The 24,151-nt window shown below is 61.1% G+C and carries 22 protein-coding genes and 1 pseudogene; 9 read left to right on the top strand and 14 right to left on the bottom strand.

Going from position 1 to position 24,151, the window contains the following annotated elements; translation table 11 throughout:
• The first annotated feature begins 18 nt into the window (after positions 1–18).
• Positions 19–531 carry a dihydrofolate reductase gene (locus FJD34_RS14625; RefSeq protein ID WP_065942760.1) on the top strand — a complete coding sequence of 171 codons (513 nt, stop codon included), beginning with the start codon at positions 19–21 and terminating at the stop codon, positions 529–531.
• On the opposite strand, the pseudogene FJD34_RS28695 reads toward FJD34_RS14625, so the two are convergent.
• Positions 530–619 (bottom strand): annotated as a pseudogene (locus FJD34_RS28695) (outer membrane lipoprotein carrier protein LolA); the annotation flags it as partial. The gene FJD34_RS14625 and the pseudogene FJD34_RS28695 overlap by 2 nt on opposite strands.
• A gap of 16 nt (positions 620–635) precedes the next feature.
• A complete protein-coding gene (locus tag FJD34_RS14620) occupies positions 636–2,027 on the bottom strand; it encodes an L-cystine transporter (RefSeq protein ID WP_032858845.1) in 1,392 nt (463 codons plus the stop codon).
• 242 nt (positions 2,028–2,269) lie between these two features.
• Between FJD34_RS14620 and FJD34_RS14615 the strand changes: the two genes are divergently transcribed.
• Positions 2,270–3,328 carry an HAD family hydrolase gene (locus tag FJD34_RS14615; RefSeq protein ID WP_032858844.1) on the top strand — a complete coding sequence of 353 codons (1,059 nt, stop codon included), beginning with the start codon at positions 2,270–2,272 and terminating at the stop codon, positions 3,326–3,328.
• Between the two features lie 168 nt (positions 3,329–3,496).
• On the opposite strand, the gene ilvD is transcribed toward FJD34_RS14615, so the two are convergent.
• The 3 genes from ilvD to FJD34_RS14595 all read right to left on the bottom strand — a co-directional run bounded on the left by ilvD (position 3,497) and on the right by FJD34_RS14595 (position 7,508).
• The gene (ilvD, locus tag FJD34_RS14605) at positions 3,497–5,338 is read right to left on the bottom strand and encodes a dihydroxy-acid dehydratase (protein WP_032858842.1); all 1,842 of its coding nucleotides are present in this window, start codon (positions 5,336–5,338) and stop codon (positions 3,497–3,499) included.
• Positions 5,339–5,642: 304 nt separating this feature from the next.
• Positions 5,643–6,101 carry an REP-associated tyrosine transposase gene (locus FJD34_RS14600; RefSeq protein WP_065942759.1) on the bottom strand — a complete coding sequence of 153 codons (459 nt, stop codon included), beginning with the start codon at positions 6,099–6,101 and terminating at the stop codon, positions 5,643–5,645.
• A 210-nt stretch (positions 6,102–6,311) separates the two neighbouring features.
• Complete coding sequence (locus FJD34_RS14595) at positions 6,312–7,508, bottom strand: class I SAM-dependent rRNA methyltransferase (protein WP_065942758.1); 1,197 nt, start codon at positions 7,506–7,508, stop codon at positions 6,312–6,314.
• Positions 7,509–7,750: 242 nt separating this feature from the next.
• On the opposite strand from FJD34_RS14595, the gene FJD34_RS14590 reads away from it, so the two are divergent.
• Positions 7,751–8,563, top strand: a complete 813-nt coding sequence (locus FJD34_RS14590) for an HDOD domain-containing protein (RefSeq protein WP_174553314.1) — start codon at positions 7,751–7,753, stop codon at positions 8,561–8,563.
• Between the two features lie 21 nt (positions 8,564–8,584).
• Positions 8,585–9,397 (top strand): bifunctional DNA-formamidopyrimidine glycosylase/DNA-(apurinic or apyrimidinic site) lyase, encoded by an 813-nt coding sequence (gene mutM / locus FJD34_RS14585; RefSeq protein WP_090292332.1) that lies wholly within the window; start codon positions 8,585–8,587, stop codon positions 9,395–9,397.
• Positions 9,398–9,517: 120 nt separating this feature from the next.
• Here the strand turns inward: mutM and FJD34_RS14580 are convergent, their stop codons facing one another.
• The 5 genes from FJD34_RS14580 to FJD34_RS14560 all read right to left on the bottom strand — a co-directional run bounded on the left by FJD34_RS14580 (position 9,518) and on the right by FJD34_RS14560 (position 14,252).
• Positions 9,518–9,769: a YfhL family 4Fe-4S dicluster ferredoxin gene (locus FJD34_RS14580; protein ID WP_029300613.1), complete on the bottom strand. Its 252-nt coding sequence runs from the start codon at positions 9,767–9,769 to the stop codon at positions 9,518–9,520.
• Between the two features lie 103 nt (positions 9,770–9,872).
• Complete coding sequence (gene coaD, locus FJD34_RS14575) at positions 9,873–10,352, bottom strand: pantetheine-phosphate adenylyltransferase (RefSeq protein WP_003176711.1); 480 nt, start codon at positions 10,350–10,352, stop codon at positions 9,873–9,875.
• Positions 10,353–10,591: 239 nt separating this feature from the next.
• Entirely contained in the window at positions 10,592–12,187 is a 1,596-nt protein-coding gene (locus FJD34_RS14570) for a GMC family oxidoreductase (RefSeq protein WP_032858834.1), read from the bottom strand.
• 63 nt (positions 12,188–12,250) lie between these two features.
• Complete coding sequence (locus tag FJD34_RS14565) at positions 12,251–12,796, bottom strand: twin-arginine translocation pathway signal protein (RefSeq protein WP_090292330.1); 546 nt, start codon at positions 12,794–12,796, stop codon at positions 12,251–12,253.
• A 28-nt stretch (positions 12,797–12,824) separates the two neighbouring features.
• Complete coding sequence (locus FJD34_RS14560) at positions 12,825–14,252, bottom strand: coniferyl aldehyde dehydrogenase (protein ID WP_090292328.1); 1,428 nt, start codon at positions 14,250–14,252, stop codon at positions 12,825–12,827.
• A gap of 147 nt (positions 14,253–14,399) precedes the next feature.
• On the opposite strand from FJD34_RS14560, the gene FJD34_RS14555 reads away from it, so the two are divergent.
• Both FJD34_RS14555 and FJD34_RS14550 read left to right on the top strand, forming a co-directional pair.
• Positions 14,400–15,071, top strand: a complete 672-nt coding sequence (locus FJD34_RS14555) for a TetR/AcrR family transcriptional regulator (RefSeq protein WP_032858829.1) — start codon at positions 14,400–14,402, stop codon at positions 15,069–15,071.
• A 33-nt stretch (positions 15,072–15,104) separates the two neighbouring features.
• Positions 15,105–15,959, top strand: coding sequence for a sulfurtransferase (locus tag FJD34_RS14550; protein ID WP_090292326.1), 855 nt, complete (start codon positions 15,105–15,107; stop codon positions 15,957–15,959).
• A 55-nt stretch (positions 15,960–16,014) separates the two neighbouring features.
• Here FJD34_RS14550 and FJD34_RS14545 read toward each other — a convergent pair whose 3' ends face one another.
• From FJD34_RS14545 to FJD34_RS14530, 4 genes are all read right to left on the bottom strand, one after another.
• Positions 16,015–17,013 carry a hydrolase gene (locus tag FJD34_RS14545; protein ID WP_090292324.1) on the bottom strand — a complete coding sequence of 333 codons (999 nt, stop codon included), beginning with the start codon at positions 17,011–17,013 and terminating at the stop codon, positions 16,015–16,017.
• A 124-nt stretch (positions 17,014–17,137) separates the two neighbouring features.
• Positions 17,138–17,743: a 16S rRNA (guanine(966)-N(2))-methyltransferase RsmD gene (gene rsmD / locus FJD34_RS14540; protein ID WP_032858824.1), complete on the bottom strand. Its 606-nt coding sequence runs from the start codon at positions 17,741–17,743 to the stop codon at positions 17,138–17,140.
• A complete protein-coding gene (locus FJD34_RS14535) occupies positions 17,743–19,233 on the bottom strand; it encodes a M16 family metallopeptidase (protein WP_032858822.1) in 1,491 nt (496 codons plus the stop codon). The genes rsmD and FJD34_RS14535 overlap by 1 nt, the downstream gene beginning before the upstream one ends.
• Positions 19,226–20,581 (bottom strand): M16 family metallopeptidase, encoded by a 1,356-nt coding sequence (locus FJD34_RS14530; RefSeq protein WP_032858820.1) that lies wholly within the window; start codon positions 20,579–20,581, stop codon positions 19,226–19,228. The genes FJD34_RS14535 and FJD34_RS14530 overlap by 8 nt, the downstream gene beginning before the upstream one ends.
• 341 nt (positions 20,582–20,922) lie before the next feature.
• On the opposite strand from FJD34_RS14530, the gene ftsY reads away from it, so the two are divergent.
• Genes ftsY through ftsX form a run of 3 tightly spaced genes read left to right on the top strand, consistent with a single transcriptional unit; the run spans position 20,923 to position 24,055 of the window.
• Positions 20,923–22,368 carry a signal recognition particle-docking protein FtsY gene (ftsY, locus tag FJD34_RS14525; RefSeq protein WP_090292322.1) on the top strand — a complete coding sequence of 482 codons (1,446 nt, stop codon included), beginning with the start codon at positions 20,923–20,925 and terminating at the stop codon, positions 22,366–22,368.
• Entirely contained in the window at positions 22,365–23,036 is a 672-nt protein-coding gene (gene ftsE / locus FJD34_RS14520) for a cell division ATP-binding protein FtsE (RefSeq protein ID WP_003213784.1), read from the top strand. Before ftsY ends, ftsE begins: the two co-directional genes overlap by 4 nt.
• Complete coding sequence (ftsX, locus tag FJD34_RS14515) at positions 23,033–24,055, top strand: permease-like cell division protein FtsX (protein ID WP_032858816.1); 1,023 nt, start codon at positions 23,033–23,035, stop codon at positions 24,053–24,055. The genes ftsE and ftsX overlap by 4 nt, the downstream gene beginning before the upstream one ends.
• The last annotated feature ends 96 nt before the right edge of the window (positions 24,056–24,151 follow it).

Below are 24,151 nucleotides of genomic sequence, written 5' to 3'. Positions count from 1 at the left end.
TCTGGTATTCTCGTCGTCATGAAAAAAACTCTCCCTTTAAGCCTGATCGCAGCCCTCGGTGAAAACCGCGTGATCGGCGTCGACAACAGCATGCCCTGGCATTTGCCGGGGGATTTCAAATATTTCAAGGCCACCACCCTGGGCAAGCCGATCATCATGGGGCGCAAGACCTGGGATTCCCTGGGGCGACCGTTGCCGGGCCGCTTGAACATTGTGGTCAGTCGTCAGACCGATCTGATGCTCGAAGGTGCGGAAGTTTTTCCTTCACTGGATGCAGCCGTTGCGCGGGCCGAGGCCTGGGCGTTGGAGCAGGGCGTGGATGAGCTGATGCTGATCGGCGGCGCGCAATTGTATGCGCAAGGGCTGGAGCAGGCGGATCGCCTGTATCTGACGCGGGTTGCGTTGAGCCCGGAGGGGGATGCGTGGTTTCCGGCGTTTGACTTGAACCAGTGGAAGTTGGTGTCGAATGTGCAGAATCCGGCAGAAGGCGACAAGCCGGCGTACAACTTCGAAGTCTGGGAAAAAGCCTAACTGTAGGAGCGAGCTTGCTCGCGAAGAACCTGAGAGCGACGCGGCCATTCAGTATGCCCGCGTCATCGTTAACAGTCTTCGCGAGCAAGCTCGCTCTTACAGAGTTATGCCTGTGCTAGTTCCGGATGCTCATCGGCATTGAGCAATTCTTTATCCGTCTGCTGCATGATCTGGCTGGTAATCGCCCCCGCCGTCATCGAGCCATTGACGTTCAACGCCGTACGGCCCATGTCGATCAGCGGCTCTACGGAAATCAGCAACGCCACCAACGCCACCGGCAAGCCCATCGCTGGCAGCACGATCAGCGCGGCAAACGTCGCACCGCCGCCCACGCCTGCCACACCGGCCGAGCTCAAGGTCACAATCGCCACCAATGTTGCGATCCACAATGGGTCGAGCGGGTTGATGCCCACGGTCGGCGCCACCATCACCGCCAACATCGCCGGATACAGACCGGCGCAACCGTTCTGGCCAATCGTCGCGCCAAACGAAGCAGCAAAGCTGGCGATGGACTGCGGGATGCCCAGGCGACGGGTTTGCGCTTCGATGCTCAATGGGATGCTTGCTGCGCTGGAGCGACTGGTAAACGCGAAGGTCAGCACCGGCCACACCTTGCGGAAGAAGCGCAGCGGGTTGATCCCGGCCAGCGACAGCAGCAGGCCGTGGACTACAAACATCAGCCCTAGCGCCAGGTAGGACACCAGCACGAAGCTGCCGAGCTTGATGATGTCTTGCAGGTTGGAGCTGGCGACCACTTTGGTCATCAACGCCAGCACGCCGTAGGGGGTCAGCTTCATGACCAGGCGCACCAGGCGCATCACCCAGGCTTGCAGGGTATCGATGGCGTTCAGCACTTTCTGGCCTTTTTCCACGTCATCCTTGAGCAGTTGCAACGCGGCAACGCCCAGGAACGCGGCGAAGATCACCACACTGATAATCGATGTCGGCTTGGCCCGGGCCAGGTCGGCAAACGGGTTCTGCGGGATGAACGACAGCAGCAACTGCGGGATGTTCAGGTCGGCGACCTTGCCCGCGTAGTCACTCTGGATCACTTGCAGGCGCGCCAGTTCCTGGGTGCCGGCCACCAGGCCTTCGGCGGTAAGGCCGAACAGGTTGGTCAGGCCGATACCGATCAGCGCCGCAATGGCGGTGGTGAACAGCAGCGTGCCGATGGTCAGGAAGCTGATCTTGCCCAGGGACGCGGCGTTGTGCAGGCGGGCCACGGCGCTGAGGATCGAGGCGAACACCAGCGGGATCACGATCATCTGCAACAGTTGCACATAACCATTGCCGACCAGGTCGAACCAGCCGATCGAGGCCTTGAGTACCGGGTGGCCAGCGCCGTAGATCGTGTGCAGGGCCACGCCGAAGGCAACGCCCAGGACCAGGGCGAACAACACCTTCTTGGCCAGGCTCCAGTGAGTACGGCGGGTTTGGGCCAGGCCCAGCAATAATGCGAGGAACACCAGCAGGTTGAGAATCAGCGGCAGATTCATTGAAGCTCCAGGTAAAGGACTGCCAATCGCATGAGCGTGCGACTGCGAACCGGAAATCCTAACAGCTTGAAATATATTGATTTAATACCGTTATGGAATGGCGACTGTCGTTTTTGGAATAAGGCGTTGACGTTCCTGTGTACGTGGGTGGCGGGATCAGGACGCCGTCGGTCGTGCGTGTAGCGGGCGTTGTCATACAGATTTGTTAGCGTTTATGCCTTTCACTCAGGGAGAAAACGCACATGAAGCTCGCGCCGAGACTGTTTGCCGCCGCGCTATGCCTGGGGCTTGCCAGCCAGGTCATGGCCGCCACCGAGTTGAAACACTGGCCCGCACCCGCCGCCAAGCAACTGAATGAGATGATCGCCGCCAACGCCAACAAGGGTAACTACGCGGTGTTCGACATGGACAACACCAGCTACCGCTTCGACCTCGAAGAATCGCTGCTGCCGTACATGGAGAACAAGGGCCTGATCACTCGTGACAGTCTCGACCCGTCGCTCAAGCTTATGCCGTTCAAAGACACCGCCGATCATAAGGAAAGTCTGTTCAGTTACTACTATCGCCTGTGTGAAGTGGACGACATGGTCTGCTATCCGTGGGTCGCCCAGGTGTTCGCTGGCTTCACCCTCAAGGAGCTCAAGGGCTACGTCGATGAGCTGATGGCCTCCGGCAAGCCGGTACCGGTCACCTACTTCGAAGGCGATGTGGTGAAGAACATGGAGGTGCAGCCACCGAAAATCTTCACCGGCCAGACCGAGCTGTACAACAAGCTGATGGAAAACGGCATCGACGTGTACGTGATGACGGCGGCCTCTGAAGAGCTGGTGCGCATGGTCGCGTCCGATCCCAAGTACGGCTACAACGTGAAGCCGCAGAACGTGATTGGCGTCAGCCTGCTGCTCAAGGACCGCAAGACTGGCGAGCTGACCACCGCACGCAAGCAAGTCACGGCCGGCAAGTATGACGAAAAGGCCAACCTCGGCCTGGAACTGACCCCGTACCTGTGGACCCCGGCGACCTGGATGGCCGGCAAGCACGCGGCGATCCTCACCTACATCGATGAATGGAAAAAGCCGGTACTGGTTGGCGGCGACACCCCTACCAGCGACGGCTACATGCTGTTTCACGATGTGGACGTGGCCAAGGGCGGCATTCACTTGTGGATCAACCGCAAGGACAAGTACATGACGCAAATGAACGGCATGATCGCCAAACACGCTGCGGCCCAGGCCAAGGAAGGCTTGCCGGTGACGGCGGACAAGAACTGGGTGATCGTCAAGCCCGACGAGATCCAATAACCCTGTAGGAGCTGGCTTGCCAGCGATGGCATCGACGCGGTGTATCAGGTACGCCGTGGTGTCCGCATCGCAGGCAAGCCAGCTCCCACATTTGATCTCCTGTGGCTTGGCGATTCAGGCAGGCAAAAAAATGCCCCGCACCTGGCGGGGCATTTTTATGGGCGGGACTTACAGACCGTCGAGCATGGCCTTGTTACGTACCGCACCCTTGTCGGCACTGGTGGCCAGCAGCGCGTAAGCCTTCAGCGCGGTGGTGACTTTGCGCGGACGCTTCTCCACCGGCTTCCAGCCCTTCTTGTCCTGCTCGACCCGGCGTGCGGCCAGTTCTTCATCGCTGACCAACAGGTTGATCGAACGGTTTGGAATGTCGATCAGCACCTTGTCGCCATCTTGCACCAGGCCAATCGCGCCGCCGGCAGCGGCTTCTGGCGAAGCGTGGCCGATGGACAGGCCCGAAGTACCGCCGGAGAAGCGACCGTCGGTCAGCAGCGCACAGGCTTTGCCCAGGCCCTTGGACTTGAGGTACGACGTCGGGTAGAGCATTTCCTGCATACCCGGGCCGCCTTTCGGGCCTTCGTAGCGGATGATCACGATGTCGCCTTCTTTCACTTCGTCGGCGAGGATGCCGCGTACCGAGCTGTCCTGGCTTTCGTAGATCTTGGCGCGACCTTCGAACACATGGATCGACTCGTCCACGCCGGCGGTTTTCACCACGCAGCCGTCGAGGGCGATGTTGCCGTACAGCACGGCCAGGCCGCCTTCTTGCGAGTAGGCATGCTCGACGCTACGGATGCAGCCGTTTTCACGGTCGTCATCCAGGGTTTCCCAACGGGTCGACTGGCTGAACGCCGTCTGGGTCGGGATCCCGGCAGGGCCGGCCTTGAAGAAGGTGTGCACGGCTTCGTCGTCAGTCTGGGTGATGTCCCATTTGGCGATGCCCTCGGCCAGGGACTTGCTGTGCACGGTCGGCAGGTCGGTGTGCAGCAGGCCGCCACGGGCCAGGGAGCCTAAGATCGAGAAGATCCCGCCGGCACGGTGCACGTCTTCCATGTGGTACTTCTGGATGTTCGGCGCGACTTTGCACAGCTGGGGTACATGCCGGGACAGGCGGTCGATATCGCGCAGGTCGAAATCGATCTCGGCTTCTTGCGCTGCGGCCAGCAAGTGCAGGATGGTGTTGGTGGAACCGCCCATGGCGATATCCAGGGTCATGGCGTTTTCGAACGCCTTGAAGTTGGCGATATTGCGCGGCAATACCGACTCATCGTTCTCGGTGTAGTAACGCTTGCACAACTCGACGATGGTGCGACCGGCCTGCAGGAATAATTGCTCGCGGTCGCTGTGGGTCGCCAGTGTAGAACCGTTGCCCGGCAACGCCAGGCCCAGGGCTTCCACCAGGCAGTTCATCGAGTTGGCGGTGAACATGCCGGAGCACGAACCGCAGGTTGGGCAAGCGCTGCGCTCGTATTCCGCGACCTTCTCGTCAGAAGCGCTGGAATCGGCGGCGATGACCATGGCGTCCACCAGGTCGAGGCCGTGGGAGGCGAGTTTGGTCTTGCCGGCTTCCATCGGGCCGCCAGAGACGAAGATCACCGGGATGTTCAGGCGCAGGGAGGCCATCAGCATGCCGGGGGTGATCTTGTCGCAGTTGGAGATGCACACGATGGCGTCGGCGCAGTGGGCGTTGACCATGTATTCCACGGAGTCGGCGATGATCTCGCGGCTCGGCAGGGAATACAGCATGCCGTCATGGCCCATGGCGATGCCGTCGTCCACGGCAATGGTGTTGAATTCCTTGGCCACGCCGCCAGCACGTTCGATCTCGCGGGCGACCAGTTGGCCCAGGTCCTTGAGGTGGACGTGGCCCGGTACGAACTGGGTAAACGAGTTGGCAATCGCGATGATCGGCTTCTTGAAGTCGTCATCCTTCATCCCCGTGGCACGCCACAGTGCGCGCGCGCCGGCCATGTTGCGGCCGTGGGTGGATGTTTTCGAGCGGTAATCTGGCATGGAGCACTCCGGGCGGCTAATCAGGAATCAAAAGGGGAGTGAGCTTCTATTGACGTCTGGAACACCCGAAAAATGGCACTGGTGTCCGGAAGTTGCCGCAAACGTGACGGGATCGCCGTGCGCATTGGCCTTGAGCTCATAAACCCGCCGGGGGATGACTGGCGATGAATAGGGTCGATTCTACACCGTCTTCCTGTAGGAGCGAGCTTGCTCGCGAAAAACCCATCGGCGACGCAGGTTGCCTGGGGGCGCTGCGTTATCGTTGGCGTTCTTCGCGAGCAAGCTCGCTCCTACAGGGGGTGTTTCAAAGCCAGATGGCATCCCACAGCGGGTATTGGCCGATATGCTCGACCAGACCGGCTCGCAAAGGATTGGCAATCATGTAGCGGGCCACAACCTTCAAGTCCTCTTCCCAGCGTAGCGCTCGGTCGAAGTAACCTTTTTGCCAGATCGTCCCGAAGGAGCGTCTCGTCTGATTGATGGCGCGGGCACTTCGCGATTTGGTGATTTGCATCAGCCTAGGCAAATCGCCGTTATGCAATTCGATCAGCCAATGGAAATGGTCAGGCATGACTACCCAGGCCAGCGAAGTTGCCTCGCCGTCTTCCTGTGCCCTTCTGAACTCGCTGGCAAGTAGGCGGCCGATACGCCAGTCCTTGAAGACTGCCTGCCGCTGGTGAGTCACGGCGGTGAGCAGATAGATTCTTCCAGGCTCTGAATAGCGCCCTGCACGCAGTCGATGCGCATTTTGTGAGGTGGACATTCCTTCGTCCTCTTCTGTGGTTAGAAGAGAAAAGGTAGGAGGCGCCAGCGTCTATGGGTGTTTAAACAGTGATTCCGAATATGCCCCGGCCCACTGTAGGAGCGAGCTTGCTCGCGAAAAACGCATAGGCGACGCAGGTTACCCGGTAGCACTGCGTTATCGTTGGCGTTCTTCGCGAGCAAGCTCGCTCCTACAGGGGTGGGTGAAGCCTTAGCTATTGGGCAACAACCGGCAGGTGATGCTCTTGATGTAGCGCGTCTCGACAATCGCGGGGTGCACCGGGTGGTCCGGGCCCTGGCCGCCACGCTCCAGCATCTGGATATTGCGGTCCAGGTGGCGGGCGCTGGTCAGCAGGATGTTTTGCAGGTCGTCTTCCGGCAGGTGCATGGAGCACGAGGCGCTGACGAGGATGCCGTCCTTGCTGAGCAGGCGCATGGCTTGCTCGTTGAGGCGGCGGTAGGCGCCTTCTCCGTTCTTCATGTCTTTTTTGCGTTTGATGAAGGCCGGTGGGTCGGCGACGATCACGTCGAAGCGTTCTTCGCTGGCTTTCAGTTCTTTCAACGCTTCAAAGACGTCGCCTTCGATGCAGGTCATCTTCTCCGCGACGCCGTTCAGCGCGGCGTTGCGCTCGACGCCGTCGAGGGCGAAGGCCGAGGCGTCGACGCAGAACACTTCACTGGCGCCGAACGTTGCAGCTTGCACGCCCCAACCGCCGATGTAGCTGTACAGGTCCAGAACGCGTTTGCCTTTGGCATACGGGGCCAGGCGTGCGCGGTTCATGCGGTGGTCGTAGAACCAGCCGGTCTTCTGGCCCTGGATCACCGGGGCTTCGAACTTCACGCCGTTTTCTTCGAGAGCGACCCACTCCGGCACCAGGCCGAATACGGTTTCGACGTAGCGGTTGAGGCCTTCGGCGTCGCGCGCGGCGGAGTCGTTCTTGAACAGGATGCCGCTCGGCTTGAGCACCTGGGTCAGGGCGGCGATCACGTCGTCCTTATGGGCTTCCATGGTCGCAGAAGCAATCTGCACCACCAGGATGTCGCCGAAACGGTCAACTACCAGGCCTGGCAACAGGTCGGAATCGCCGTAGACCAGGCGGTAGAACGGCTTGTCGAACAGGCGGTCGCGCAGGGACAGGGCGACGTTCAGGCGATGTACCAGCAGCGACTTGTCCAAAGGCAGCTTGATGTCGCGCGACAGCAGGCGCGCGCAGATCAGGTTGTTCGGGCTCATGGCCACGATGCCCAGGGTCTTGCCGCCAGCCGCTTCCAGAATAGCCTGGTCGCCTGCCTGGAAGCCGTGGAGTGGGGTGGCGGCCACGTCGATTTCGTTGCTGTAGACCCACAGGTGGCCGTTGCGCAAACGGCGATCGGCGTTGGCTTTGAGACGCAGGCTTGGCAGGGACATGACGTCGCTCCGGAAAAAAGAGCGGGAGTATACCCTTTGCGCATCCGTTCATGTGGGAGCTGGCTTGCCTGCGATGCAGACGGCGCGGTGTATCTGACGTACGGCGTTGATGCTATCGCAGGCAAGCCAGCTCCCACAAAAGACCGAGATAGAGGTTAGAATCGCCGCCTAGCCCAGAGTGTGTACTTATGTCCCAAGAGCTTTCCGCCGAACAGATCCAACAGGCCCTGCAAGGCATCAGCGTGCCGCCTCAACCGCAAATCATGGTGGATTTGCAGATGGAGCAATACATGCCCGATCCGGACCTGGAAGTGATCGCTCGGTTGATCTCCCAGGACCCCGGCCTGTCCGGTTCGTTGCTGAAAATCGTCAATTCGCCGTATTACGGCCTGAGCAACAAGATTGCCTCGATCCAGCGGGCGGTCAACCTGCTGGGCAGCCGTTCCATCGTCAACCTGATCAATGCCCAGTCGATCAAGGGCGAGATGAGTGACGACACCATCGTCACCCTCAACCGGTTCTGGGACACCGCCCAGGATGTGGCAATGACCTGCCTGACCCTGGCCAAGCGCACCGGCTCCCAGGCGGTGGATGAAGCCTACGCCCTGGGCCTGTTCCACGATTGTGGCGTGCCGCTGATGCTCAAGCGCTTCCCGGACTATATGAACGTGCTGGAAGAGTCCTACGCCAAAGCGGGCCCCGACTGCCGGGTGGTCGATACCGAGAACCGCGCGTTCCACACCAACCATGCGGTGGTGGGCTACTACACCGCCAAGTCCTGGCGCCTGCCGGAGCATGTGACCAACGCCATCGCCAACCACCACAATGCCCTGGCGATTTTCAGCGATGAGTCGGCGCGCAACAGCCCACTGAAAAACCTGCTGGCGATCCTGAAGATGGCCGAGCATATCTGCGCGTCCTATCGGGTTCTGGGCAACCAGACGGTGGACCATGAATGGGAGAGCATCGGCCATCTGGTGCTGGATTACGTGGGCCTGTCGGATTACGACTTCGAGAACCTGAAGTTGTCGATCCGCGAATTGGGCGCGCACTAACCTTTCTATCGCGAGACGAATATGCCTGAGCTGCCAGAAGTCGAAACCACCCGGCGCGGGATCGCGCCGCACCTGGAAGGCCAGCGGGTCAGCCGGGTGATCGTGCGTGAGCGCCGCCTGCGTTGGCCGATTCCCGAGGACCTGGACGTGCGCCTGTCCGGGCAGCGCATCGTGCTGGTGGAGCGTCGCGCCAAGTATCTGCTGATCAATGCCGAAGTCGGCACCTTGATCAGCCACTTGGGCATGTCGGGCAACCTGCGCCTGGTGGAAGTCGGCCTGCCGGCGGCCAAGCATGAACATGTGGACATCGAACTGGAGTCAGGCCTGGCCCTGCGCTACACCGACCCACGGCGCTTTGGCGCGATGCTCTGGAGTCAGGACCCGCATAACCACGCACTGCTGCTGCGCCTGGGGCCAGAGCCGTTGACTGACCTGTTTGATGGCGAGCGCCTGTTCCAGCTGTCCCGTGGGCGCTCCATGGCGGTCAAGCCGTTCATCATGGACAACGCGGTGGTGGTGGGCGTGGGCAATATCTACGCGACCGAGGCGTTGTTTGCCGCCGGGATCGACCCGCGCCGGGAGGCCAAGGGCATTTCTCGTGGGCGATATTTGAAGCTGGCGATTGAGATCAAACGCATTCTTGCGGCTGCCATCGAGCGTGGCGGTACAACCTTGCGTGATTTTATTGGCGGCGACGGGCAGCCGGGGTATTTCCAGCAGGAGTTGTTTGTCTACGGGCGCGGGGGCGAGGCGTGCAAGGTCTGCGCGAGTGAGTTGCGTAATGTGATGCTGGGGCAGCGGGCGAGTGTGTTTTGCCCAAAATGCCAGAGCTGACTTTGTGTGAGGGCGGTTGCCGTCATCGCGGGCAAGCCCGCTCCCACATTTTGATGTGTGAATACCTTCAAATGGGAGCTGGCTTGCCTGCGATAAGGCCCGCCCAGCCACCACAAGGTTTCAGGCCTTGCCGGTAATCAAGCGGTACTTCTCCATCAACTGCTCTTCTGTTTCCGGACGGGCTTCATCCAGCGGAATGCAATCGACCGGGCACACTTGCTGGCACTGGGGCTCGTCATAGTGGCCGACACACTGGGTGCACAGGTTGGGGTCGATCACGTAGATCTCTTCACCCTGGGAAATGGCAGCGTTCGGGCACTCGGGTTCGCAGACGTCGCAGTTGATGCAATCGTCGGTGATGATCAGGGACATGGAAACTCCTGCCAGGGCACTTGAGCCAAGGCATCTGAAAACTAATGCGCGCAATTGTGCCGCATTGGCGCCCGCAGTGCGAGCAGGCGCCGATCAAGCGGTCTTACTTCTTGAAGCGTAGGGTCAGGGCGTCGGCGACCGCAGGGTGCACAAACTTGGTGATATCACCGCCCAATGCCGCAATTTCCCGGACCAATGTCGAGGAAATGAACGAATAACGCTCCGACGGTGTGAGAAACAGGCTCTCGACGTCCGGTGCCAGTTGGCGGTTCATATTGGCCAGCTGGAATTCGTATTCGAAGTCCGACACTGCGCGCAGGCCGCGCAGGAACACATTGGCGTTCTGTTCCTTGGCGAAGTGCGCCAGCAGTGTCGAAAAGCCCACTACTTCAACGTTCGGCAGGTGCTTGGTGACCTCGCGCGCCAGTTCCACGCGCTGTTCCAGGGGAAACAGCGGGTTTTTCTTGGGGCTGGCAGCGACCGCGATGATCACATGGTCGAACAAGCGCGAGGCGCGTTCGACCAGATCGCCATGGCCTTTGGTAATCGGGTCGAAGGTACCTGGGTACAACACTCGGTTCATCGCGTCGTCCTGGCGGAGTCCGTTGGGGAACCGGATGGTATCGCAGCCATCCCGGTCGGCCAAGTCAACTTATTCAGAAGAAAGCACTATAGACACCGCGAATACCCCTATGAACCCCCTGTAGGAGCGAGCTTGCTCGCGAAGAACGTCAACGATAACGCAGCGCTATCAGATAGCCCGCGGTGCCTATGGGTTCTTCGCGAGCAAGCTCGCTCCTACGGGGGGCCATCATCGGTTTTTCATGCTGTTTTCAGGCGTTCGGCCAGTGCCGTCGCCAGTTGTGCGGTCAGGCCATACACCGACAGTTGTGGGTTGGCGCCGATGCTGGTGGGGAACAATGAACCATCGTGGATCGACAGGTTACGCAACTGGTGATGCCTTCCGAGGCTGTCGGTCACGGCGTTTTTCGCCTCTTCACCCATGGCGCAACCGCCCATCACGTGGGCGCTGCCCAGGCAAGTGCGGTGCAGTTCCAGGTTCAGGCCGTCAATCAGGCTGCGGGCTTCGGCCAGTGTGCTGACGTACCGTGCGTCATGGTGCAGCGGCTTGACCGACTTGGCACCGGCGGCAAACTGGATTTCGGCCATGCTGTGGAAGGCCCGGCGCAGGCCATCCCAGGCATAGGGCGAGACCTCATAGTCGAGTACCGGCGTGCCATCGCCCCGCAGGCCGACGCTGCCGCCCTGGCTATCAGGGTGGAACCCGTCCCGCAGCAACGCGAGCATCGCATGGGTCTTGGGCAACTGACTCATGTCCAGAGCGTTCTGCGTGCCATAACCACCGAACAATGTACTGGCCAGGGCCGGGTGCAAGGGCGGCGCTTCAAGCTTGTAGGACATTTTACCGGTGGTGCCGTCCTGCCATTGGAAGTGGTCGGAGTAAATCGACTGTGGCGCGCCATAGAACGGGTTGATCACCTCGTCGAACAGCCCTGCGGAAAAATTCACCAGATGCAGGAAGGTGCGCTTACCCAGGCGTGCATGCGGGTCGGGCGCGTCGGAGCGCATCAGCAGCGCCGGGCTGTTGATACCGCCGCCGGCCAGCACGTAATGCTTGGCCTTGACCGTGATCTTGCGGCCGGTAGGCGCTACGCAGCGTGCGTCCATGGCCACGCATTCGAGGCTGGTGATGGTGTCGCCGCTGAATTTCAGGCGCTCGGCGCGGGCCAGGTACAGCAGCTCGCCGCCTTGCTCCAGGGTCGAGGGAATGGTGGTCACCAGCATCGATTGCTTGGCGTTGACCGGGCAGCCCATGCCGCAATAGCCCAGGTTGAAGCAGCCGCGCACGTTGCGTGGGATCACGTGCCAGCTGTAGCCGAGCTTTTCGCAGCCTTTGCGGATCACATCATTGTTGGGGTTGGGTGGCAGGGCCCAGGGTGCGATGCCCAGGCGTTGCTCCATCTTTTCAAACCACGGCGCCATCTCGGCGCTGCTGTGACCCGCGACCGCGTACTCGCTGGCCCAGTGGGACAACGTCGGGTCGGGTGTGCGAAAACTCGACGTCCAGTTGATCAGCGTGGTGCCACCCACCGCGCGGCCCTGCAGGATGGTGATGGCGCCGTCCTTGCTCATGCGCCCGATGCCTTCCTGATACAGGCTGGCGTAGGCCTCGTCTTCCAGCAGCTTGAAGTCGCTGCTGGTCTTGAGCGGGCCTTCTTCGATCAGCAGCACCTTGTAGCCCGCTGCGCTGAGGATTTCGGCGGTGGTGCCACCGCCCGCGCCGCTGCCGATGATTGCGACATCGGCCTCCAGGGTCAGGTCCTGGTCAAGGGCGGCGCCATTGTGGGTTTTCCAGCCGCGGGCCATGCCATCGCGGAACACATCAGGTACGGGCATCAGCTTGTTCTCTTATTTTTATCAGGCGTCATGACTTGTAGGAGCCGGCTTGGGTGATCAAGGCTAGATCTTCGGCGGCCCGGGGTACCCGCAATGGGCCCAGGACTCAGGCCGGAAATACCAGGCCATGATCACCAGCTTGAGCAGCGAGCCGTGGCCCATGCGCAGCAGGTTGAGGAAGCTGTTTTCCCAGCGATGCAGGAAGTTGCGAATCTGCTCGCTGCTGGCGTTTTCCCAACTGCCCCAGACGCCGGTGAGCGGGCCACGGGTGACCGCCATGCCCAGCACATCGAACAACTGCTGGGTCAGCTTGAACATCTCCGGCGACAGGTGTTGCAGGCTGTAATCGAGTTTTTTCAGCGTGTCTTCAATCCCTGCGGTCACGACCTCAGCGCTGGCCGCCCCTTCCAGCAACACCGGGATTACCGCGCGCAGAAACGGCAGGTCGCTGTTGTGCAACATGGCAAAGCCGCTGGCGGGGGTGCTGCTGGAGCAGCCGCTGAGGCTGGCGCCAAGGCCGGCGGTCGCCAGGAAAGCGCTGGCGCACAGGCCGATTTTCAAGACGCCGCGCCGCGACAGCGCGGGTGATTCAGTCAGGCTAGGGTTCATTTTTATTGTTGTCCCGGTGATAACGGTTTTAGCGCACGAACAGCTTCTGGATCAGTTTCTGGATGGCTTTGCCATACGGCGGGTAAATCAGCTTCGCCGCGTTCAGGCGCTGCTTGATCAGTACGCCCTTGGCCTTGCTGAAGGTGAGGAAGCCTTCATGGCCATGGTAGTGGCCCATGCCCGACGGGCCGATGCCGCCAAATGGCATATCGTCCTGAGCCACATGCAGCAGGGTGTCGTTCAAGCACACGCCGCCGGAATGGGTTTCGTGGAGTACGCGATTCTGCTCGGCCTTGTTGTAGCCGAAGTAATACAGCGCCAGTGGGCGAGGGCGTTGGTTGATGTAGGCAAAGGCCTGGTCGATCCCGCGATAGGGCACGATGGGCAGCACCGGGCCGAAAATCTCGTCCTGCATCACGGTCATCTCATCGCTGACATTCAGCAGCAGGCTATGGGCCATGCGCCGGGCCTGGCCCTGGTCGTAGAGCGGCACCAGGGTCGCGCCCTTGTCGGTGGCGTCCTTGACGTAGGCATTGAGCCGGGCGAGTTGTCGCTCGTTGATGATGGCGGTGTAGTCCGGGTTATCGGTCAGTGTCGGATAAAACCCATGTACCGCCTGGGTGTAGGCTTCGACGAAGCCCTCTACCCGGTCCTCTGGAACCAGCACGTAGTCCGGCGCCACACAGGTTTGCCCGGCATTCAGCGCCTTGCCGAACGCGATTCGTTCGGCGGCGTCCTTGAGCGGTACATCCGCCGAGACAATGGCCGGGGATTTGCCGCCCAGTTCCAGGGTGACCGGGGTCAGGTGCTCGGCGGCGGCGCGCATCACATGCTTGCCGATGCTGGTAGCGCCAGTGAACAGCAGGTGATCGAAAGGCAGTTTGGAAAACGCCATGCCCACTTCCGCTTCGCCGAGCACCACGCATACCAGGTCTTCGGGGAAGATTTTCGCCAGCAGGGTCTTGAGCAACTGACCGGTGGCCGGGGTGGATTCGCTGAGCTTGAGCATCACCCGGTTGCCCGCCGCCAACGCACCGACCAACGGGCCGATGGCCAGATACAACGGATAGTTCCAGGGCACGATCACCCCGATGACCCCCAGCGGTTGATAGATAACTTTGGCAGACGCCGGCTGGAAGGCTATACCTACAGCGCGGCGCGACGGTTTCATCCATCCCTTGAGGTGTTTGCTGGCGTAGTGAATGCCGTGCAGGCTGGGCATCAGTTCGGCGAACAGGGTTTCATCGGCGCTGCGATGGCTGAAGTCACTGCTGATGGCCTCGATCAGCGCCTGGCGCTCGTCGCTGAGCAGGTCACGCAAGGCCTTGAGCCACTGCTGGCGCTGCGCCGCCGGCGGCATCGGGTTACCTGCGTAGGCGCGCCGTTGGGCGTCAAACAGGTCCTGGAGTTGGTCCAGCGCCTGGGAATCTTGCAGGTAGGCAACGTTGGCAGGCATGGCGCAGTTCCTGATTGTTATTGGTATAACTGCGTTTTTAGAGTCATTGCTCTATTTTGTCAAATGCCTTCGCAGCAACATGCAGTTTTATCCTGGCAAGGATAGACCGTAAGATGTTTGCATCAGGATTCAAGAAGCCGATACCCCATGGCACCACGAGTAAAAACCAGCGAACGCATTGTGCAAACCAGCCTGGAGCTGTTCAACCAGCAGGGCGAGCGCAGCATCAGCACCAATCACATTGCCGCCCACATGGAAATATCCCCGGGCAACCTGTACTACCACTTCCCGAACAAGCAGGCGATTATCGCGGTGCTGTTTCGCGAGTACGAAGCCTTGGTGGACAGCTTCCTGCGCCCGCCACAGGGGCGTGCAATGGTGGTCGAAGACAAGCGCTTCTATCTGCAGGCGGTGCTGGCCGGTATGTGGCGCTATCGCTTTTTACATCGTGACCTTGAGCATTTGCTGGAGAGCGACCCGGAACTGGCTACGGGCTACCGGCGTTTCTCCCAGCGCTGCCTGATTCAGGGCGGCGCGATTTACCGGGGGTTTGTCGAGGCCGGAATCCTGAATATGGACCCGGTGCAGACCGAAGCCCTGACCCTCAATGCCTGGATCATCCTGACCTCCTGGGTACGTTTTTTGTGTACCACCAATGAAAACTCCACGCACCTGAGTGCCGAGGCGATCAAGCGCGGGGTGTATCAGGTGCTGGTGCTGGAGGCTGGGTTTATCACGCCGCAGGCTAAAGAGGCCGTGGACGGGTTGTTCAAGGAGTTTTACGTGCCGTTGAATCAGGCACTGGAAGAAGTGAAGTAAGCCCTTTCCTAAACGTATTTCCAGGAGTCCGTCATGCCGCTCGCGCAACTGATCAGCCCGCCACAACTGGCCGAACGCCAGAAGCATGCAGGCTTAGTCATCCTCGATTGCCGTTTTGCCCTGGAAGACCCGGACTACGGGCGTTGCAGCTATGCCGAAGGGCATATCGAAGGTGCGCAGTATGCTGACTTGGAACGCCACCTCAGCGGGCCGGTGACCAAGGGCGTGACCGGGCGCCATCCACTGCCGGCGCCCCAGGCACTGATCCGGCAGTTGCAGGCCTGGGGCATCCATGCCGACAGCGAGATCGTGCTGTATGACGACGGCCCAGGCGCGTATGCCGCCCGTGCCTGGTGGCTGCTGGCGTGGTTGGGCAAGCGCGACGGCGTGTCGATCCTTGATGGCGGGCTGAAGGCTTGGCACAACGCAGGTTTCCCCTTGAGCCTGGATGCCCCGAAGATCGAGCCTGGAACCTTCGTCGGCAGCCCGGACAACCACCTGTTGCTGGATGCCGAACACCTGCAAAAACGCCTGGGCCAGCCAGGCCTGACCCTGATCGATGCCCGCGCCTTGCCGCGTTTTCGCGGCGAGGTGGAGCCGATTGATCCGATTGCCGGGCACATTCCCGGGGCGCAATGTGCGGCGTTCAACGAGAACCTGGGCAGTGATGGGCGTTTCTTGCCGGTGGAGCAGCTCAAGCAGCGGTTTGCCCAGAAGCTGCAAGACCGTTCGCCGGATGAGTTGGTGGCGTATTGCGGCTCGGGTGTGACGGCGTGCCACAACCTGTTTGCCCTGAGCCTGGCGGGTTATCCGTTGGGTAAGCTGTATGCGGGGTCGTGGAGTGAGTGGATCAATGATCCGCAGCGACAAATCGCAACCGGCGACTGAGTTGCCGGGCCTGTAAACCCAATCCAATGTAGGAGCTGGCAAGCCAGCTCCTACATTATTGACCGAGTTGCGACAGCAGCCATTGCGGGATCCGCCGCTCCAGGTAGTAGCCAGGCTGTTTCAGCGAACCGTCGACAAACCCCACATGCCCGCCCTTGGCCTGTAGTTCAAACTCGGTGCAGTCCGACAGCTCGCTGGCCTGGGGCAGGCTGTGGGCAAACACAAAAGGATCGTCCGCCGCCTGGATGATCAGCGTCGGTGTGCGAATCGCGCCTAGAAAGTAGCGACTCGACGCGCGCCGGTAATAGTCCTCGGCGCTCAGGTAGCCATGCAGCGGCGCGGTGACGCGCCCGTCAAAGTCCCAGAACGTACGCATCTTCTCCAGCGAGCCCAGGTCGGCCAGGGTCTTGAGCGCGTCTTCGCGTCCGTCCTGCTGGAATTGGCGTTGCTTGGCCCGGATATAGCCGAGCATCTCGCGCATGAAATGCTTCTGATAGACCCGTGAAAAGCCCAGGCCGATGCGGTCGGCGCACTGGTCCAGGCGAAACGGCACCGATACCGCCGCCGCCCCTTGCAGGCCAGAGCTGTCGCCGGTTTCGCCCAAGTGCTTGAGCAGTACATTGCCGCCCAGGGAATAGCCCACGGCATACAGCGGCGCCAACGGCCGCTTGGCCCGCAGGTGCGCGATGGTGGCCGCCAGGTCTTCGCTGGCACCGGAATGGTAACTGCGGGCCAGCCGATTGGGTTCGCCGGAGCAGCCGCGCCAATTCAGCGCAACGCTGGCCCAGCCCTGGCCGGCCAGGGCTTTTTGCAGGCCTGCGACGTAGGGCGAATTCGACGAACCGGTCAGCCCGTGCAGCACCAGCACCAGCGGCGCATGGGGATCATGCGGGCCATGCCAGTCGAGGTCGAGAAAGTCGCCATCCTCCAGCCACAGGCGTTCGCGCTGGCGATCGAGGTGGTTGGTAGCGCGCCAGAGCGGGCCCCACAGCGTTTGCAGATGGGGGTTGCCAAGGCCGAAGGCGGGGCTGAAGCGGTTGGATGAAGGCGTCATACACACCGATCATTGTAGGAGCGAGCTTGCTCGCGAAGAACCAACAAGCGACGCACCTCTATCAGATGCGCTGCGTTATCGTTGGCGGCCTTCGTCGGAACGCCGCCCGCAGACACGCTCGCTCCTACGCCGTACGTTGCCACAGCGCGTAATACACCCGCCCGGATTTCTGCTCGCGGTGCAGGCGCCAGTTGCCCGGCAGGCCAAGGGTCGAAGGCGCAGCTTCACTTTCGGTGTAGACCCAGGCGTCATCGGCCAACCATTGGCGCTCTTCCAGCAGCGCGCAGACCGTCGGCAACAGGTTCTGGTTGAACGGTGGGTCGAGGAACACTACGTCGAATGCACTGGCCGGCTGGGTTTCCAGATAGCGCAGGGCATCGGCGGTCTGTACATGACCGGTGGTGCAGCGCAGGGTGCCCAGGTGTTCGCGCAGGCTGGACACTGCCACGTTGCTTGCGTCCAGGGCCTGGCCCAGGGCCGCGCCACGGGACAGGGACTCCAGGAACAACGCCCCGCTGCCGGCGAACGGGTCAAGCACCTTGGCCCCTTCGATGTACGGCGCGAGCCAGTTGAACAAGGTCTCACGGACCCGATCCGGTGTAGGACGCAGGCCCACCACATCGGGGAAACTCAGCTTGCGGCTGCGCCATTGGCCGCCAATGATGCGCAGTTGGCCCACACCGTTGTGAACGTTATGGACAGGTTTTTTAGGGCGCGATGGACTGGCCATTAATGCTCCGGAACCCCGAGCGGTTGCTCGGCAGGTTTATCAGTGGGGGGCGGTAGTGGCTTTTGCGCGGTGGTTGGACCTGCGGTCACAATCACCATTTTATCGCTACTCAAGTGTTTGTTCATGGCGGCCTTGACCTGATCGACGGTCAGGGCCTGGGATTGCTGCATGAAGTCTTCCAGGTAATTGAGCGGCAGGTTGTAGAAACCCATGGCGCCCAGTTGCCCGACGATATCGGCGTTGCTCGCGGTAGACAGCGGGAAGCTGCCGGCCAGCTCGCGCTTGGCGTCATCCAGTTCTTTTTGCGTCGGCCCGGTCTTGAGGTAGTCGGCCAGCACTTGCTCCACCAGGCGCAAGGTGCCGCCGCTCATTTCGGCGCGGGTCTGCAGGTTGATCATGAACGGGCCACGTACCTGCATCGGCGAGAAGCCCGAATACACGCCGTAAGTCAGGCCGCGCTTCTCACGCACTTCGCTCATCAGGCGGGTGCCAAAACCACCGCCACCCAGGATCTGGTTGCCCAGGGACAAGGCCGCGTAGTCCGGGTCGGCACGGTTGATGCCCAGTTGTGCGAACAACAGATGCGTCTGCTTGGATGGAAACTCGATATGCCCCAGGCCAGCCTTGGGCTCGGTCGGTTCGGCGATCTTCGCCAGCGCCGGGCCCTTGGGCAGGGATGCGGACACCTTGGCCGCCATGGCCTCGGCGTCGGCGCGGGACAGGTCGCCGACCATCGCGATCACCGCGTTGCCAGCGGCGTAGGCCTTGGCGTGGAATGCTTGCAGCTGCGCCTGGGTAATCGCCGGAACGCTCGCAGGCGTGCCTTCGCTCGGGTGCGCATAGGGATGATCGCCGTACAGGCGCTTGAACAGCTCGATGCTCGCCAACTTGCCCGGGTTCTGCTTCTGGTACTCGAAGCCGGCCAGCAACTGGTTCTTGATCCGTGCCAGGGAGTCGGCAGGGAAGGTCGGCTGGCCGATCACCTGGTCAAACAGCGTGAGGGCGGCGTCGCGCTTGTCGGCGGCACTGAGGCTGCGCAGCGAGACCAGCGCCATGTCGCGGTAGGCACCGTTGCTGAAGTCAGCACCCAGGCCTTCAAAACCGGCGGCAATCTGCCCCACATCCTTGCCCGGCACGCCTTCGTTGAGCATGGCGTTGGTCAGCAGGGCCAGGCCTGGGGTGTTGCCGTCCTGGCTGCTGCCAGCGGCGAACAGGATGCGCATGTCGAACATCGGCAGTTCGTGGGCCTCGACGAACAACACCTTGGCGCCTTCGGCGGTGTTCCAGGTCTGCACGTTGAGCTTGCGGTTGGTCGGGTTCTTGCCGTCCAGTTCTGCCAGCGATTGCAGGGTCTTGCTGGACTTGGCCTGTTCCAGCGCCGGGCTGGCCACGGAGTCGTCCGGGCGACCGATATACACCGCGACCGCTGCCACCAGGGTCACGACGATCAGGCCGGGCAGCACCAGGCGGTTGTTTTTGCGATTACTCATGAGTGGTCTCCTCTGGCAGGACATGGGCGACACTCAGGCGTTCGCGGGTGAAATACGTGCGTGCGGCCTTCTGGATGTCCTCGGGCGTCACGCTCTGCAATTCGGCAAGTTCGGTATCCATGAGTTTCCACGACAGGCCGACGGTTTCCAGGGAGCCGATGGCCGTGGCCTGGCTGGTGATGGAGTCGCGCTCGTAGACCACGCCGGCAATGACCTGGGCGCGGATACGCTCCAGCTCCTCGGCAGTCGGTGGCTTGGCCTTGAGTTCGTCCAGCAGGCGCCAGAGCCCGGCTTCGGCCTGGGCGACGGTTTTCTTCTTCTGCTGGTTGGGCGTGGCGCTCAGGGTGAACAGGCTGTCGCCACGGGTGTAGGCGTCGTAGTTGGTCGAAGCCCCGGACACCAGTTCTTCACCGCGTTCCAACTGGCTTGGGATGCGCGCGCTGTAGCCGCCATCGAGCAGGGCCGAGATCAGGCGCAGGGCATTGACCGAGCGCTTGTCTTCGGCGGTGGCCAGGCCCGGGACGTTGAAGCCCAGGATGACGCTCGGCAATTGAGTCTGCACGTGCAGGGTCAGCAGGCGTTCGCCCGGCTCGGCCAGCTCCAGCGGTTTTTTCGCCGGTGGCACGTCACGCTTGGGGATCGGGCCGAAGTAACGCTGGGCCAGGGTTTTCACCTCGTCCGGAGTCACGTCGCCGACCACCACCAGGGTGGCGTTGTTCGGCACGTACCAGGATTGGTACCAGTGGCGCAGTTCCTCGACCTTCATGCGGTCCAGGTCAGCCATCCAGCCGATGGTCGGCGTGTGGTAGCCACTGGCCGGATAGGCCATCGCCTTGAAGCGCTCGAAGGCCTTGGACATCGGGTTGTCATCGGTGCGCAGGCGGCGCTCTTCCTTGATCACTTCGATCTCGCGGCTGAACTCGTCGGCCGGCAGGCGCAGGGTGGCCATGCGATCAGCCTCCAGCTCCAGGGCGACGCCCAGGCGGTCACGGGCCAGTACTTGGTAGTAGGCCGTGTAGTCATCGCTGGTGAAGGCGTTTTCCTCGGCACCCAGGTCGCGCAGGATCAACGAGGCTTCGCCGGGGCCGGTCTTGGAGCTGCCCTTGAACATCATGTGTTCCAGGGCGTGGGACAAGCCGGTCTGGCCTGGGGTTTCGTAGCTGGAGCCGACCTTGTACCAGACCTGCGATACCACCACCGGGGCGCGATGGTCTTCGCGCACGACGACCTTGAGGCCGTTGTCCAGAGTGAATTCGTGGGTGGGTTGAGGATCGGCAGCCAAGGCTGAAAGGGGCAGACAAACTGTGCTGAGCAGCAGGCCTGCGGCGCGGCGGGCTAGAGCATTCATTCGTTTTTAAACCTGTTGGGCTGCCCGCTTGGTCTTAGCGTCGGCGGGCGAGGAGGTGCTAGGATACTGATCCGTATTAGCGACGGCCACTGCGGCGGTCATATCGTTTCGGATCCAGTCGTCGTAAAGATGGAGTTATCGGTGGGTTTCCCCGGTTTTCATCCGCTTTTCGCCGATTTTGTCGCTTCAGTCCTATATTGAATCGATTTGTTGAGGCTGTATTCACGCCTCACAAAATACTGCGCATGAACAAGCTGGCTAAAAAACAGTCTGTTGCGCATTGAATATTATTTACCGGGGCGCCACCTTGGCGCGTCGCTACCTTGAGATAGCCGTCCTCCATGTTTGGTTCCAACGACGACAAGAAGAACCCAGCTGCGGCTGGCGAGAAAAAAGGCCTGTTTGGATGGCTGCGCAAAAAGCCGCAGGAAACCGTCGTCGAACAGCCGCAAGTCCAACCTGAGCCTGCTCCGCAGCCGCTCCTGCAAAGTGAGCCGGTGATTGAGCGGGTGGCCGAGCCCGTCGTCGAGGCGCCGGCGCCGGTCGTGTTGCCTATCGCCGAGCCGGTTTTGCAGCCGGTGGTGGAAGCTGCGCCAGAGCCAGAGCCAGAGCACAAGCCATGGCCGACATTGCCGGTGGCTGAAGAGCCTGTGGCGTTGGTCGAGGATGTACAGGCCGAGCATGTGGCGCCGCCGATTCCTGCCATTGCCGAGCCTGTCGAGCCTGTCGAGCCGCTACCCGTCGTTGCTGAACCGGCCCCGCTGGTAGTCGAGCCCGCTCCGGTGGTGATCGCTGCACCCGCAGTCATCGAGGCTGCCTTGGTACCTGCACCTGTCGAAGCGCCTGCCGAAACCAGCAAGACCGGCTTCTTCGCCCGCCTCAAGCAAGGCCTGAGCAAGACCAGCGCCAGCATCGGCGAAGGCATGGCCAGCCTGTTCCTGGGCAAGAAGATCATTGATGACGAACTGCTCGAAGATATCGAGACCCGTCTGCTGACCGCTGACGTGGGCGTCGAAGCCACCGCCGTCATTATCCAAAGCTTGACCCAGAAGGTTGCGCGCAAGCAGCTCACTGATGCCGATGCACTTTATAAGTCATTGCAGGCCGAGTTGGCCGCCATGCTCAAGCCGGTGGAAGCACCGCTGGTCATCACCGAGAACAAGCCGTTCGTGATCCTGGTCGTAGGCGTCAACGGCGCCGGCAAGACCACCACTATCGGCAAGTTGGCGAAGAAGCTGCAACTGGAAGGCAAGAAAGTCATGCTCGCCGCCGGTGACACCTTCCGCGCCGCTGCCGTGGAGCAATTGCGGGTATGGGGCGAGCGCAACAAGATCCCGGTCATCGCCCAGCACACCGGCGCCGATTCCGCCTCGGTGATCTTCGATGCCGTGCAGGCCGCCAAGGCCCGTAACATCGACGTACTGATTGCCGATACCGCCGGTCGCCTGCACACCAAAGACAACCTGATGGAAGAATTGAAGAAAGTGCGCCGGGTCATCGGCAAGCTCGACGCCGATGCGCCGCACGAGGTGTTGTTGGTGCTGGATGCCGGCACCGGGCAGAACGCGATCAGCCAGGCCAAGCAATTCAACCAGACGGTGCAACTGACTGGCCTGGCGTTGACTAAGCTCGATGGCACGGCCAAGGGTGGGGTGATTTTCGCCCTGGCCAAACAATTCGGGCTGCCGATTCGTTATATCGGTGTCGGCGAAGGTATTGATGACCTGCGCACGTTTGAAGCCGAACCCTTTGTCCAGGCACTGTTTGCCGAGCGGGAGCGTTCATGATTCGATTCGAACAGGTCGGTAAGCGCTATGCCAATGGGCATGTGGGCTTGCATGAGCTGAGTTTCCGGGTACGCCGTGGCGAGTTCTTGTTTGTCACCGGGCATTCCGGCGCCGGCAAAAGTACCTTGCTGCGCCTACTGCTGGCCATGGAGCGTCCCACCACCGGCAAGTTGCTGCTGGCGGGCCAGGATCTGGCCACTATCAGTAATGCGCAGATTCCATTTCTGCGCCGGCAGATCGGCGTCGTGTTCCAGAACCACCAGTTGCTGTTCGATCGCACGGTGTTCAACAACATCGCCCTGCCATTGCAGATTCTCGGGCTGTCCAAGGCCGAGATCGTCAAGCGTGTGGATTCGGCCCTGGAGCGTGTGGCGCTGTCGGACAAGACCGACCTGTACCCCGGCGACCTGTCCACAGGCCAGCAACAGCGTGTCGGCATTGCCCGCGCCATCGTTCATCGCCCGGCCTTGCTGCTGGCGGATGAACCGACCGGTAACCTCGATCCGCGCCTGGCTGCAGAAATCATGGGGGTTTTTGAAGACATCAATCGCCTGGGCACCAGCGTGCTGATTGCCAGCCACGACCTGGCATTGATCGCGCGCATGCGCCATCGCATGCTGACCTTGCAACGCGGTCGCCTGATTGGTGATGGGGAGGCTGGCGTATGAGTGCCACACGTAGCCCTAAAGTCTCCGAGCGCGTGGCGCCGAAACCGGCCGACCCGCAGCCGCAGAAAAAGAAACGCGACGAAGACGACGGTCCGGACTTCAGCACCCTGCTGCACGCCTGGATCGAAAGCCATCGCGCCAGCCTGGTGGACAGCCTGCGCCGCCTGGGCAAGCAGCCGATTGGCAGCTTCTTTACCTGCCTGGTGATGGCCGTGGCCTTGAGCCTGCCGATGGGTTTGTCATTGCTGCTTAATAATGTCGAGCGCCTCGGCGGTTCCTGGCAGCGCGCGGCGCAGATTTCCCTGTACCTGCAACTGGACGCCAGCGCCAATGAAGGCGAGGCCCTGCGCGAGCAGATCAAGAACATCCCAGGCGTGGCGGATGCCGAGTACATCAGTCGTGAACAGGCCCTGGAAGAATTCCAGCAGCAATCGGGCCTGGGCGAGGCGCTCAAGGAGCTGCCGCAGAACCCGCTGCCGGGCGTAGTACTGGTCACGCCGAATGAGGTCGACAAGACCGCCCTTGAAGCATTAAGACAAAAACTGGCTGAACTGCCCAAGGTACAACAAGCGCAGCTTGATTTAGTCTGGGTCGAGCGTCTGGCGGCGATTCTCAAGCTGGGCGACCGGTTTGTCTTCGGCCTGACGGTGTTGCTGGTTTCTGCATTACTTTTGGTGATAGGCAATACCATTCGTCTTCATATTGAAAACCGCCGCACCGAGATAGAAGTGATTAAACTGGTCGGCGGCACAGACAGCTATGTGCGTCGTCCTTTTCTGTACATGGGCGCGCTTTATGGCTTCGGTGCCGGGATTCTGTCCTGGGGCGTATTGGCGTTTGGCCTGGATTGGCTGAACGACGCGGTAATCGGCCTGGCCGGTTTGTATGGCAGTGATTTTGCCTTGGCTGGCGTACCCGCTGCCGATGGTCTATCACTCTTGCTTGGCGCGGTGTTGTTGGGTTATATCGGTGCATGGATCGCAGTCGCACGCCATCTCAGGGAGTTGGCGCCGAAATAGTGTCTTTTTGCTTGTATTGACCTTTCAGCGTTTATAGGGAACTTGTCCTACGGTTTCCGGTCAATTTTCGCAGTGCTGAACTGCACGAGTTATGTG

This window comes from Pseudomonas brenneri (genome assembly GCF_007858285.1).
GTDB classification, from domain to species: domain Bacteria; phylum Pseudomonadota; class Gammaproteobacteria; order Pseudomonadales; family Pseudomonadaceae; genus Aquipseudomonas; species Aquipseudomonas brenneri.
This window is presented reverse-complemented; position numbering and strand designations above follow the sequence as displayed.